Raw genomic sequence first — 14265 nt, forward strand, 5'->3', positions numbered from 1 at the left:
TCTCTCTATAATTGGAAGAATGGTTCTAATACTATTCGTTATAGCTCGATTTATGAATATTTTCCAGAAGAGTCGACCTTAGATTTTAAAGGTGTATTTATTCTAGATGAAACTGTCACTCTTGATGAGCAATTTAACCAAGCATTAGCTTTCATCAACAAAAAAGACCTAAATGCTCAAAAGCTTAAATTTGAACTTCCATTGTCTGAGGAAGCCCTTACCGATATTTTGCAGGGGAATGTAAATGTTAAAGAGAAAATTAGATTAATCGAATGCTTATTAAATCGCTATTCAGCACCTTCTATAGACGTTATTCGCCAACGACTTATTGTCGCTAGTGTAGTGCAGGATATTTATCACCGATTAGTCAATTCTCTGTGTCCTGACGTAGATAAGTATTGTGTTGACATCAAGAAAAATAAAGTCCTACAACTATTTGTATTATATAAAGGTGTTTATAACCTTACTATCGAGGCATGGAGAAATTGTAGAGGTAAAGGTGAATTTGCGGAAGATATGTGGTTTGAAGCTCATTTACCTGAATGGGATAAACAAAGCATATTTCTTTCAATTATACCCTCTAGTAAAGAAACAGCTATTGATGAGCTAGCAACGTATCTGAGCTATAGCTTCCGTATCAATGCAAGCGATGCACTTGATGATGTAATTGGTCATGATCAGGAATCATGTGCTGAAATTGCTGAACGCACTCTACTTAAACTGCATCACTTTTATGAAGAACAAACCAAAGTTCAAGATCTAAAAAGTCGTATGCAACAGAGCTCACCATGGAGAGCATTACAAAATGAGCAGAATTATTGGGTAGTAAGTGGCGTAGCTCAGTCAATAGATATACCGATTCGATTGAAAGAAATGACCACTAAGCGTATGAGAGAATTGGCTAATACGCCTATAGAGAAAATTCTAGTTGTTATTCCGGAGCTTGCTTACTATTTAAATGGTGAAAGTAAAAATAGACCTAAAGATTGCAAAAATAAGGTTGATGCTTTACTTGATGAAGCAGAAAAAACCGAAGGATATGATTTATGGAAGTTTGCCATTTTGCAGTACAAAGCTAAACACTTATTGGCACAAAATAATTTTGATGAGGCATCAAAATATTTCAGAGATGCACTGGAAGAAAGTTTTAAATGTAGTTATGGCCTAATAACTGGAGAAATTGCACGAGATTGTTTAGCCATAGCGGTAGCGAATCAAAAACTTATCACGAACAATCACGAAAAATATTATCGTGAAATGCTTAGTGGTGGAATAATAGAAAGTGATCAAATTCCTTCTATAGAGGAAGTAGCACGCTGGGCATACTCTTATTTTTGGGAAGATCTTTATAAACCGTATCCTGGAATCAAGCCTCAACAACCGCTCAGTAAAACTCTAGTCAAACCGGCGTTGGATAAACTTTTTCCTTTGCTAGAAAAAAATAATTTAGCAGGGTTGAAGGATTGGCTAAATTCTAATAATACTTTGTTTAAATCTAATCTGCCTGACGTTGAAGGTAACTCAATGCTCATGCTGATGCTAAAATTATTTTTTGAAGCTCAAAAATTAATGGATGCGAAGATATTAGAGGTTTGGGAAAACTTCTTAAAAGATCTTTTTGAAAAATATCCAGAACAACTGAATATTTCTGATCTTAAAGGCCAAACACCATTAATGTTGGCTGTTGAAGCTCGTGAAACGATGTTAGTTGAACAAATGTTGGCAGCTGGAGCAAATGCGAATATTGAAAATTATCAAGGGATGACTGCGTTGCATACGGCCTGTAAAATTCAAACTCCCCAAATTTTTGATGCCTTTTGCACTGAGTCTTCCGATTGGAATGTGAGAACAGTAGATGGAAGATTACCGTTACATACTGCTTGTTGGTCTGGAAATATTTATGCTGTCAAAAAGTTGGTAGTATTGGTGCCAAATCAACTTTGGGAAAAAGATCATGCTGAATTTACACCACTAGAATTGGTTGAATATCTGATTGAAGAACCTGAAGCTCTAGCCATTTTAGCAAAAATTAGTCAAGAAAATGGCTATTCCTGTGGCTCAAAACAAGAACTTGTAAAAATTGTGGAAGTTCTTGAACAAGCTATCCTTTTGAAATGCTAATTAATTAAATAATTACCCCTGAGCAGAAATTCCGCTCAGGGAAGGCTATTCAAAAGGTGTGATGGTGCACTCAGACCAAGGTAGTCAGGTAATCCCCCTAAAAATAATAGGACCTAAAAGTAGAATTTCCTCTTAAAGTATAGGCAGGAGATTCTGCATGAAAACATCTAAATTTACTGACAGCCATATCATGGCTATATTAAAGCAAGCGGAAAGTTTGGCACACCTGTTGCTGCCCTTTGTTGTGAACACGGTCTTCTATAAATGGCGTGCCAACAAAGATGTATGCATACATCTTTGTTGGCACGGATGAAAGTGTTAGAATATGTCGTACAAAAAGGAAAGGCTAAATTTTTAAATTAGGTGACACTCTATTCAAGTTTTGTTGCATAAATTACTCTGTTAAGGTTAATTCAAGCTAGGATCGATCCAGAGTTATTCATATATTTTAATATGTAAGATTATCAATACTGTATTTCTAAAATATTTTTAAGAGCATTTAATTCAGCTCTTAATAAAATTAATTCCTTTTTCTTGTTTTTTATTAATGTGCCTATAGCATCTGAAATTATTGGAAATTTTCCAGAATATGAATAATAAGCATTTATTTCATTGTGTAACAATTCAATATTATCCAAGACATTATTATGTTCAATTAAAAGGTTTTTTCGAATTAATTCATTAGTATCTAATGAACTGAAATTTAAAATTTCTTCTTTTGAATAGTTTGACGTATATCTATATGTACAGTTTTTTCGGTCAACGAGAATCATCCCAGATTCACCTAACTCTCTTATAATTAGATATATTTTTGAATAGTATTTTTTTGCACTAAATTCCGGGTAATATTGGATAAAAGATTGTCTTAAATCCTTAAACTCATAGCTAGTGAATGACATATTTGATAAAAATCCAAATAAACAATTTTTAAGCTGATGAGTATCTTGCATATTTAATGACCTAAAAACTAATAAAATCAATCAAATATCCTATTTTGGGATATTTGATTTAATAGTACACCATCTTGAGCTATGAGCTCAATACATGATCCTAGATATAGAAAACTTATCAAAGCATTAATTCTTAAACGTGAGTTAAAAAATATAACTCAAGTGCAACTTGCTTCATCCTTAAAAAAACCACAATCCTATGTAGCAAAAGTTGAAAATTTCGAGAGGAGAATTGATGTATTGGAACTTCACGATTGGTTGAATGTGTTAGGAATTTCAATCGTCAACTTTTTAGAAGAAAATTTGTAATTCATTATTTTTCGGCTTTGTTGCATAAATATGTAAGCATCTGATTTAAATAAATTTAATTTTAGATCAAAAAATAATCAAAACTTTTAAAATCATATAGTTATGAAATCTTTGTGCAACAAAGCCTTATTTTTCTATAAAATAAATATTTTCTTTTTGATTTGAGCAGATATTCTCAGGGAATATATGCTGACAGGTTTTTGACTTTTCTTCTAACATAATAGTGTCTACTTTGATAAATATTTTTTCAAAAGATGTGGGGCTAAGAGATGATCGATCTTTAAATTTGTTCTTAATTTAACCTCCTCAATAATATCTATCAATGTTTCTGTATTTTGATTCAGCTGTGATTCCAACTCATTTATTTGAGAATGCAGATTTTTATTGGTATCAGTAAGCGCTTTTCTCGTTTTTTTATTTACATATAGTTGCTGTTCTTTAGTTTTTAGATTCAATGGTGCTATTTGCTCCACCATATAAAGACTAATAAGACTTTTTCTTTCAGCTGAACTCAAAGTACTAAGTCCCCCAGATATGTAGCCTCTGGCAGTTAAACGATCATGTAAGCTCTTATGAGAAATAGGGGACTTCTCAAAACCTTCAACCAACATCATTTGCAATTCTTGTTCAATGACTTCATCTAATTGTTTACCACGTAACATATCAGGCTTCCTTGGTTTCAATTTTTTGCTGTTCTATAGCGAATAGTTCACTTAAGGTTGTTGGTAATTTAGTAATAGCATCACCATAAGGAAAAACAGGAACAGGAGTTAAACTATTTTGCTTATCAAGTGCTTTTGTTTTTAAATCACTTAAATAAAGTATTTTTTTACGTAAGCCCTCAAGCATTTCGCTATAAGATGAATCATGGATTACGATTTGCTCTATTTGTACAAACTTATCTAGTAATTCATTCAAAGTATGTTGTAGGGCTTCTAATTCACCTTTACGTCCAGTTAAAGCAAAGTTTCCACATTGATCACCTGATTGGCATGCAAGACGTTTAGGACAATCGTGCACAGCCACATCACGCATACAACCACCAAAAGGTAAAGGGTGCAAACAAGCATGGCGTTGAACTAATGAGTTAGCCAATGATCGATCTTCTTTAACTAATTCATTAAAAGATTGAGCGATATCTTGAAAATATTCATCGAAGAAGGATTCCCTTATATAACTCGCTACTTCATTTTTCGAGTCAAAGGTTTGTAAATTCATCTTTAAATTATTTTCTAGATCCAATTTTTCTGAAAAGTACATTAATCCATCATGTTTTATAGAATCAATTGGATAGTCTGACTTTATTTCCTGTTTATCGTTTTTGTAAAGTGTCAATTCATATTTCTCTAACAAACTAGCTGTGACTTTACGTTGTTTTAACGCTAAGTGTTGATAATATTGATTTTGCTTTATATCTATGCGTCCCATGAGCATGGCCTGTAAATGTTCAGATATAACACTCAAAGCTAAAAAAGTATTTATATTATGTCGAGGAATATGTGTTGTTATCTTTGAGTATTCATCTTTATTTTCAAGTAAAAGGTATTTTTGGAAAATCGATATATTTCTGCCATTTCCAAAAAAATTATTAATTATTGTTGCATGAAATGGCATAATATTCGTTTTATTTGATAATACTTGCTTAACATTTGTAGATCTATATTCATGAATAAATAAAATGTCTTCAAATGGTAGGTTGATTAATTTATTTTCATAATTAAAAATATGATTAAACGGATTATCAATATTGTATGTTTTCAAACTAATCACATAATCATTTAAATCTTTTTTACTATAATATCGCTTAAATTGTTTTTCAGATTTATCAATGAAACTAGGTTTTAATCCAGTAAATCTAGCATTATCCATAATAACTCTACGTTTTGAGTCATTAGTTACTTTATACTCCTCATTGATACCAAAAAAATATTTAATTAAATCATCTATTTCAACAAAATCAGAATTAATATCATCAATCTCTTTAGGTAAAAAATCCTTTATATTTTTCCCGCGGATATATTTTATATAGTCTCGGTAGGGCTGTGTTAGAGATAATACATTTGAGAATATACTTTCTATAATAGGAACAGCAAGAGGTTCTACCCAATGAATACGGTAGCCAGAACCTTTTGCTCCATGATACTGAATGCCAACTGTGTATTGCTTAATGCCATCCAAAGCTAAATGCTCTTTGGTTAAAGGGTCAAGAATAGGTTTTTTTATCAAAGCATCAGTTTTTAAAAGAAAGGCTTCTGTAGAACGTAAACCAGTGACTATAAGTAATAGTAAAATATTTAGTACTATCTTTTCACCATTTGTACTACATAAGCTTATTAAAGAAACAATATTGATGAATGTTCGAATCGAAATGAGCTTATCCTTATCTAGATCATCTTCATCTAACTCTAATTGATCTATTAATGCTTTAGTTTTTCTAGCATTAGGGGTTCTATTTTGTCGATTTATGTATAAGTATTTTTGAGAAAATTCTAATGGTTGTTTAGTAAAAGCATAATGATTTATTATTTCTTGCAATCTTCTGTAAGTTCCAACATGGTCAGGCAGATTCATTCTACTTGAGTTTTCTGCCAAAATTTCAAAAGACTTATTTAAGATTAATGTTGATAACTGACAGGGATGTATGCTCTCGATTTTTTCAGTATATAAAGCGCTGTACCATCGTTTAAGAATTAAAAATTCTGCATAAAGTTTTTGAGGGGATGCTTTAGAATTGGACTTACGATAACTAAGAATGAGCACAGATTTAATAAACTCTTGAAAATCTGTATTTATAGTAGTGTTTTCAACACCTTTTAATCTTTTAATTGTGCTGAAAGTAAAATTTACTTTACCACTTCTTGACAGTAACCAACCAGATCCTATTGTACCACCATACCAAACTGAATCATTCCAATCCCATTTGAAGTTAGACTGCAAATTCTCATTAAAATAACTCTTTTGTTCATCTATAAAAATATTATATTTTTCATTGTTCATAAATATCATCCTTCTGTAATGCACAACGAGCTATTACGGATTCAATTTCGAATTTAGTTGACTCATGCACTCGTATCAATGGGTTTCTAGATACACCTATACCGTCTGATAATTTGATCAGATCATTGATTTCGCTTTGTATACTTTCTAAAATATGATTATGGTTAGCATCAATAAAAGGATAAAAGTACATACAGCCATAGCAATTACGAACTGGTTGAAATAAACAATTGTCTTCGTAGGAGCACCCACCAATATCGTAATGAATTTTGCTACCAATATTTCCTAGTACTTTTTTCTGTTGCCAATCTTTCTTATAAACGAGCCTTCCAGTCAGGAGCATGGCGATCATTTGTCGATATAAGGAATTTTTCCCAAGTGCCTGTGCTCTAATTTGAGCAAGTTCAGGGGTAGAGAAAATATAATGTCTAGCAGTTACAATAGAAGAATGACCTAAGATATAAGCAATTTCTTCAGCAGAAGCCCCAGCCATTGCCAAACTATAGCCAACATGATGCCTAAAATCAGAAAATGAGTACTTTTGCTTTATCATTTCATCTGCAAGAACAGCTTCTTTGTACTCTTCGGAAGCAAAATCAAATAATTGTGTATTAATCGCTTTTGAGCAAAAGCGTGCAGAATTTTCCCCTAAATCAAATAACTTATCTTTTGGACTTAAGTTAAATCTTTCGATATAAGCAATAATGATTTTAGCAACTTCTTCTGGTAATTTGACTGCGATCTTTTCATGTACATAACGTGATTGTTTCGCATAGGGAACTAGTATGCTATAGCGATGAAAATGATCTGTAGTGCGTGTGGTATCTATCTTTATGTCTTCAGCAGATAGTTTTGCTAATTGTACAGGTCTATGACCAGTTGCATACACCAAACCAAGTATTGATGAATAAAGTAATGTTTGTTTATCGATACCTTGAAAATCATCTTTGATAGCTTGGTTTAACTTGATAAAGCCTTGTTGAATCATTGAAATAAGAGGATAGTCGATCGTATCTTCGTATTGCTGGTAATATAAACTTGAATTAAATGCTTTAGGACGTTCAAGAAATTCCAACTCATATTCCTGATCAAGATCAAAGCATGAAAAGTTCTCGAGAAATAGTAGCTTCACTAAGAACTTAAAATGGTAATAGTATGTAGAATTATCGGCTTTTGCTAAATCAACCAGTAAAGATTTCGCATTCTGATAATCAAGCTTTAAGTCTCTAGTTTTTAGCGACTTTATTACAAAAGTGTAAGCTTGTAATTTAGCTTCAAGTGCAGATGGTGTATTAATTTGAATGTAATTAGCTAGAAAAAATTTAGCCAATTTTTTCTCTGACGTACTGAAGTTAGAGAAGTTTAAGTGAAGTTTTTTCCCTGAATATGAAAAATTCCAAACATCGTTAGATGTTTGAACGAACTTGCTATCAAATTTATCAGCTCTATAGAATCGGATGATTGCCGGTAAGTGTAAAGACTCTATGAGCCTAAGGTCAGCATCATGGAAAATAATAAAGTCACTAGGACTATCATCATTTTTTTCAAAATCTAGACTAAGTTGAGGTATATTCTTATCATTCATAATTTAATACTAGAATCAATTATCCGAGCCAAGTTCATAAAATTAGCACGTTCTACAATAAAGCGTTTACCATAATATATGGGCATTTTACTTGTAGGTGACCAACCACCTAAGGCTCTTAGATCATGCTGTGCATCTAGCAGAGCATCATTTACACTTTGCCTGAGATCAGAGTGACTATCATTTTCTTTCTTATACTTCTCAAAAGAAAAGCTTAACATCATATAAGCCCAAGAATGTCTACAAACGTGCGGAGTGAGACGTTCTATTGAATCATATGCTGAAGTATCAAAACACTCAGGTAATAATGCTTTTAATGACGAATCTACTTGATCAAATATCTTTTTAACACTGGCATAACTTAAAGCAGAATAGGGAGGCTTTAAGGATGTAAATAAGATATGTGAAGGAATTTCTTTTCGGATTTCATTTATATAGATTTGAAGAATTCTGTAGTCTCGTTCCTGCAGTTTAATTACTCGGTACGAATATTCATTTTTGATTTTTGGCTTTTTTGATCGATCATCGAACTCATCATCTGTATTTGTAATAATTAAACTAAAACTATGATTCTGAATTGATTTTTTAATAGAGTTGGTTGTTAGTAGCATAAGCTCACCAATTCTAAGACCATAGTTGAGCATGAGATGTATGATCAGAAAGTTTCTGAGTTGTACATTTTTAGATCTAAAAGGATTTAATTCATTGTATTTATTAGAGTTACTTGGTGAAATGACTGAATACAATCCTTTAATCATTTCCTGATTCATGCTCTTAAAATTATGATTTATCTCACTTTTAATTGTCTTATTGGCTTTTGAAAAATTATTTATAATTTTTTTCTTTATTGTCATATATTTATTCAAGTTTTCTTTAATTTTTTGAATTTCCTTCAACGTAAGTTGTGGCTGTGATTGCATGCTTAAGTATTCATTAATCAAGAAGTTGTAAAACTTTAAGAAGGATCTAACTCTATGACCAATTGTTGTGTAATTAATATGTTCTGAATTGCTTAGCCGTATAAGATTACTTTCAAGTTTTTTATTATTTTCTAAGTAAACAATGAAATTATCAATTTCACATTGAATGATCTCAAAATTATAGGATGTCGAATAGAACGACTCACAAAAGGACGTGGCAAACTTTTCAAACCAAAATTCATACCAAAATTTTATTGCGATTAAATCTGCATGCTGCGTAGAGATACTTTGAAATCTAAGAAATTTCATGGTGTACAGCATAGGGTACATACATGGACAGAATGAATCTAAATCAAATAAAAGAATAATTTGATTTTCGTTTGAGACTTTCTTTTCTAAATGAATTGTTTTTAAAGCAAACATAGTAAAGTTTATGAATTATTCTTAAGGTCAACATATCATATTTTATGATTGAAATAGAAATTAGTTAAGTTATTGAATCTTAGTTCAAGAAAGAAAAATATGAAGTTATTGTTAGGTGTATCGGATTTAACATAATATACATTATACGAAATGTTTAAGCTTTATTTACAAAGATGATAATTCACAGCTCTTGCACATCAACTGTATTCAAATTGCTATGTTCCTAAGCTTCGCTAAAAATAAATTTGTCCTGCCACAATCCTTAGGCAAGAAAAAGCCATAACAATTGTTGTTATGGCTGTACATATGTATTTCTATATTTAAATCAGTCCACTGTTTTCCTGATTGTTGATTTAGGAAGATTTGATTTCCTCACTACTAAATACTTTAGTCTTTTGCTCTATTTGATCTGGCTTTAAAAATGATGATGCAATAATCGCAATCACTGCAAAGCCTGAAATATAGGCAATAATTAAATTAGGGCTTCCATCACCAATACTTAGCAATTTCGTCGCGATTAATGGTGCTAAACCACCACCTAGCACGCCTGCAAATTGAACTGAGATTGAAATACCGCTATAACGTATTTCTGCTGGAAATTGGCGCGAAAATAACTGTGACTGCGGCGCATACATCAAAGGAAAAACTACACCAATACCAATCACAATGGCCGTCCAAACCAATACTGGATCTTTAGTATTTAACATCGCAAAAAATGGATAGCTGTATAAAGCCAGTACGCATAAACCAAATCTAAACATGTTTTTTTGCCCAACTTTATCAGACAAATGTCCAAAAATTGGCGTAATAACCATGATGACTGCAGCACCACAAATCGTTGCAAACAAGATATCTTGCCTAGGAATATTTAGCTGTGTGGTGGTATAGGCTAAAGCAAATGTCGATGCCAAATAGAACCAAGCATTTTCAGCAGCTCGAGATAAAATAATCGTAATCAACTGCTTAGGATGATTCTTAAATACCTGTTTTGCTGGAACTTTAATTGTTTCGGTTTGCGCTTTAACTTTTTCAAAGTCTGGCGACTCAGGCACTTTCACACGAATATACCAACCTACAGCCAGTAAAATAATGCTGGCTAAAAATGGTAGACGCCAACCCCAGCTAAATAACGCTTCTTCAGGTAACATTGAGACTAAGCCTAAAGCTACCGAAGCGAGCAATAAACCACCACCTGTACTGGCTTGCGGTAAACTTCCCCAAAAGCCTTTTTTACCCGCTGGCGCATGCTCTACCGCCATGAGGACTGCTCCGCCCCATTCTCCACCCATGGCCATGCCCTGTATAAATCTTAAAATAATTAAACAGACCGTTGCCCAATAACCAATGGTTTCAAATGTCGGTAACAACCCAATCATCACCGTTGGAATACCCATCAACATTAATGTGACCAATAACATTGATTTACGACCGATTTTATCGCCAAAATGACCAAAAACAATGCCACCAAGTGGTCGACCAATAAAGCCTACAGCATAAGTGGCAAATGCTGCCAATACGCCAGTTAATGGATCAAGATTTGGGAAAAAAAGTCGATTGAAAATGAGTGCTGCGGCAGCACCATAGATAAAAAAGTCATACCATTCGATGGTTGTACCCACCATGCTGGAAATACCCGCTAAACGATGCGAGGACTTAGCTGGTGGAGCTGTGTTTCCCTGTACATTTTGCATTGTTATCTTCCTTATTCTGCAAGATATTTCTACGTTGCATTTTCACGATGCTTGATTTGTATGATGATTTTCTTCATGAAAATCAATATTTTTAGATCTTATATGTGTTTAATTTACGCTGAGTCACTGGTTCATATCGAACATAAAATCAAATATGAATATTGACCAAGGGTTTGAACCGTTAAAAATATAAACCTACTGATTAAATAGATATTTCCTCCATTATTTTGTCTAAAGTCGGACTGGACTGTTGCCACTTTGGCTGTTTGTCTTTATCCACAATTAATGCACGCACACCTTCAACAATATCGCCATGTTGAAACCAAACGTCTTGTAAATGTCGTTCAATTTGCATGCATTGCTTTAGTGAAAGACCTCGACCTAAATGTTGGAGTTGCAAACTGATCCTTTTCGCGATTGGAGATCGTTGTTCCAAGGTATTGCGTATTTTTAACGCCCACGCTTGAGCATCATTATGCTGTTCATTTTCAAGACTATTTTCAATGGCATCAATGCTCTCAAAACCAAAATGCTTACGAATTAAATCTGCATTTTGACTGAGTTCACTTTCCACTGGTCGAGTAATATATTTCGCAATCAATTGTTCAATATTTTCTTTGCTGAGATGCTTGGAATTTCTTAAATCTTCTTCTAATTGAACAAGTTGCTCACTCGGAACATGGTAGTCAATCAAATCTAGATACAACGCATCGCTAGCACTGATTTGATCGCCCGTAGTTGCCATGTACACACCAATATCATCTAAACGTGATAAAAAGTGTGTCGCAGCCACATCTGGGAAAAATCCAATGGCAGTTTCAGGCATGGCAAATCTAGATTTTTCGCTACTCACAAGCACATGACATGCTTGCGCTAAGCCAAATCCACCGCCAAGTACATAGCCATCGAGTATGACAATAATGGGTTTTTCATAGGCACGAATGCTATTCAGCATTTCATACTCAGCTTGAAAATAAGCTTGATGATCTTCTTTACCATTCATGTAACTATCATAGAGATAGCGAATATCTCCACCTGCACAAAATGCTTTGGGACTATTTGAGCGAATAAGTACGGCATGAATATTAGTTTGATCAGCCCATAGCCCTAATTGCTGTTGAATTCCCTGAATCATTTCCAAAGACAAGGCATTTAAACTTGCCACGCGATCTAAACTGATTTGGCCTAAATGTCCATGTTCTTCAATCATTAAGTTATTTGTACTCATATCCATATAATCCTTTTTTATTTTTAATTGTCTTTAAAATTGGCTTGGCGCTTTTCAACAAATGCTTGCATGCCTTCTTTTTGATCTTGAGTGGCAAAAATCGAATGGAATGTTCTACGTTCAAAACGTAAACCTTCTTGCAAACTGACTTCAAATGCACGGTTAATTGACTCTTTGATCATCATGGTTGCGACTACAGATTTTTCGGCTATTTTTTCAGCAGCTTTTAAGGTCTTTTCGACCAACTCCTCTTTAGGGAAGACTTGAGCAACTAAACCACTCTGCTCTGCTTCTACTGCGCCCATTTGTCTCGCAGTCAGACACATTTCCATGGCTTTGGCCTTACCTATAGCAAGCGTTAAGCGCTGTGTCCCACCTATCCCTGGGATTACTCCCAATGTCACTTCTGGTAAACCGAATTTTGCATTGTCGGCACAGTAAATAAAGTCACACATGAGCGCTAACTCACAGCCTCCACCTAACGCATAACCACTGACAGCTGCGATTAGAGGTTTACGGCGCTGAGCAATTCGATCTGCCAGATGAAAAAAATCATCCAAATAAATATTTGGAAAACTCAGTTCAGCCATTTCTTTAATATCTGCACCAGCGGCGAAGGCTTTTTCTGAACCTGTAATAACCATACAGCCGATGGCAGGGTCTCGATCTAAATCATCCAAGGCAGAATTAAGGTCTTGAATTAATGTACTATTTAACGCATTTAAGGCCTGAGGACGATTTAAAGTAATGAGTCCAACACCATTGTTCTTTTCGAGTAGAATCGTTTCAAATTGCATGTAATATCCCTATATTTGTTCAATATTTATAAGTAGGCTTCGTCTGAAGCCTTGTCGTTTTAAATGTCTTAAAGACAACGTTATAAGCTTCGGGCAATCACTAAACGTTGGATATCACTTGTGCCTTCATAGATTTGGCAAATACGTGCATCACGATATATACGCTCTATCGGGAAATCTTTGAGATAACCATAACCACCAAAGACTTGTAATGCTGCGGAGCAAACACGTTCAGCCATTTCAGACGAAAAAAGCTTGGCCATAGACGCTTCATTTAAACAAGGTTGTCCTGCTTCTTTTAAACGTGCCGCGTGATAGACCAATTGGCGTGCAGCTTCTATTTCTGTTGCCATACTTGCCAATCGGAACGCAACTGCCTGATGTTCAAAGATCGGCTTTCCAAAAGTAATACGCTCTTTGGCATATCGGGTTGCTTCTTCTAATGCTGCTCGTGCAAGACCAACCGCTTGCGCCGCTATACCAATACGACCGCCTTCTAGATTTGATAAGGCGATTTTCAAACCTTCACCTTCTTTTCCTAACATCAGGCTTTCATGCACTCGCACGTCTGTGAGTGCAATTTGGCAGGTATCTGAGGCATGTAATCCAAGCTTTTCTTCAGTACGAATCACTTCATAACCAGGTGTTTCTCTTGGGACAATAAAAGCACTCATGCCTTTTTTCCCTGCACTTGGGTCAGTCACAGCAAAGACAATAATGACCCCTGCATTATGTCCCGAGGTAATAAACTGCTTAGCACCATTAATCACCCATTCATTGCCATCTTTTACTGCACGAGTTTTAATGGCAGCAGCATCTGAACCCGTATGTGGCTCAGTTAATGCAAATGCACCGATCATTTTGCCTTGTGCTAAAGGCACTAAATATTTCTGCTTTTGTTCTTCTGTGCCAAATTTAGCAATAGGAACACAGCCTACCGAGTTATGTACACTCATAATGGTTGAGGTTGCCCCATCGGCCGCGGCAATCTCTTCTAAAGCCATAACATAGGCAAGATTACCTGTATCTGAACCACCCCATTCATCTGATACCAACATACCCAATAAACCCAGTTCTCCCATCTGCGCTAATGCCGCTTTGGGAAAGGTACCGTTTTTATCCCATTCAGCCGCTTGAGGTTTAATTTGTTCCTGTGCGAAACTGCGTGCCATGTCCTGAATTAATAATTGTTCTTCGGTAAATTGCATCTTATCTTCCTGTACATCAATCAATTGCTTTCATCC

At 34.4% G+C, this 14265-nt stretch carries 11 protein-coding genes and 1 pseudogene; 3 read left to right on the forward strand and 9 right to left on the reverse strand.

Annotated elements, in window-relative coordinates:
* The first annotated feature begins 201 nt into the window (after positions 1–201).
* Both G0029_RS08130 and G0029_RS18565 read left to right on the forward strand, forming a co-directional pair.
* Positions 202–2121: an ankyrin repeat domain-containing protein gene (locus G0029_RS08130; protein ID WP_180107900.1), complete on the forward strand. Its 1920-nt coding sequence runs from the start codon at positions 202–204 to the stop codon at positions 2119–2121.
* Between the two features lie 157 nt (positions 2122–2278).
* Positions 2279–2445: pseudogene (locus G0029_RS18565) on the forward strand (transposase); the annotation flags it as partial.
* Between the two features lie 140 nt (positions 2446–2585).
* On the opposite strand, the gene G0029_RS08135 reads toward G0029_RS18565, so the two are convergent.
* The gene (locus tag G0029_RS08135; protein ID WP_180107901.1) at positions 2586–3071 is read right to left on the reverse strand and encodes a hypothetical protein; all 486 of its coding nucleotides are present in this window, start codon (positions 3069–3071) and stop codon (positions 2586–2588) included.
* Positions 3072–3152: 81 nt separating this feature from the next.
* Between G0029_RS08135 and G0029_RS08140 the strand changes: the two genes are divergently transcribed.
* Positions 3153–3380 (forward strand): helix-turn-helix domain-containing protein, encoded by a 228-nt coding sequence (locus tag G0029_RS08140; RefSeq protein ID WP_174560613.1) that lies wholly within the window; start codon positions 3153–3155, stop codon positions 3378–3380.
* 227 nt (positions 3381–3607) lie between these two features.
* On the opposite strand, the gene G0029_RS08145 is transcribed toward G0029_RS08140, so the two are convergent.
* The 8 genes from G0029_RS08145 to G0029_RS08180 form a co-directional block, all read right to left on the reverse strand.
* Positions 3608–4042: a hypothetical protein gene (locus tag G0029_RS08145; RefSeq protein WP_174560612.1), complete on the reverse strand. Its 435-nt coding sequence runs from the start codon at positions 4040–4042 to the stop codon at positions 3608–3610.
* A gap of 1 nt (position 4043) precedes the next feature.
* Positions 4044–6377, reverse strand: a complete 2334-nt coding sequence (locus tag G0029_RS08150; RefSeq protein ID WP_180109699.1) for a hypothetical protein — start codon at positions 6375–6377, stop codon at positions 4044–4046.
* Positions 6367–7962 carry a site-specific integrase gene (locus tag G0029_RS08155; protein WP_218947996.1) on the reverse strand — a complete coding sequence of 532 codons (1596 nt, stop codon included), beginning with the start codon at positions 7960–7962 and terminating at the stop codon, positions 6367–6369. Before G0029_RS08155 ends, G0029_RS08150 begins: the two co-directional genes overlap by 11 nt.
* Positions 7959–9305: a site-specific integrase gene (locus G0029_RS08160; RefSeq protein ID WP_180109700.1), complete on the reverse strand. Its 1347-nt coding sequence runs from the start codon at positions 9303–9305 to the stop codon at positions 7959–7961. The genes G0029_RS08155 and G0029_RS08160 overlap by 4 nt, the downstream gene beginning before the upstream one ends.
* A 353-nt stretch (positions 9306–9658) precedes the next feature.
* Positions 9659–10996 (reverse strand): MFS transporter, encoded by a 1338-nt coding sequence (locus G0029_RS08165; protein WP_180107902.1) that lies wholly within the window; start codon positions 10994–10996, stop codon positions 9659–9661.
* Between the two features lie 202 nt (positions 10997–11198).
* Complete coding sequence (locus tag G0029_RS08170) at positions 11199–12224, reverse strand: enoyl-CoA hydratase/isomerase family protein (RefSeq protein WP_180107903.1); 1026 nt, start codon at positions 12222–12224, stop codon at positions 11199–11201.
* Between the two features lie 23 nt (positions 12225–12247).
* Positions 12248–13021: an enoyl-CoA hydratase gene (locus G0029_RS08175; RefSeq protein ID WP_180107904.1), complete on the reverse strand. Its 774-nt coding sequence runs from the start codon at positions 13019–13021 to the stop codon at positions 12248–12250.
* An 80-nt stretch (positions 13022–13101) separates the two neighbouring features.
* Positions 13102–14229, reverse strand: coding sequence for an acyl-CoA dehydrogenase family protein (locus G0029_RS08180; RefSeq protein WP_180040943.1), 1128 nt, complete (start codon positions 14227–14229; stop codon positions 13102–13104).
* Positions 14230–14265: the final 36 nt, after the last annotated feature.

This window comes from Acinetobacter sp. YH12138 (genome assembly GCF_015218525.1).
GTDB lineage: Bacteria > Pseudomonadota > Gammaproteobacteria > Pseudomonadales > Moraxellaceae > Acinetobacter > Acinetobacter amyesii.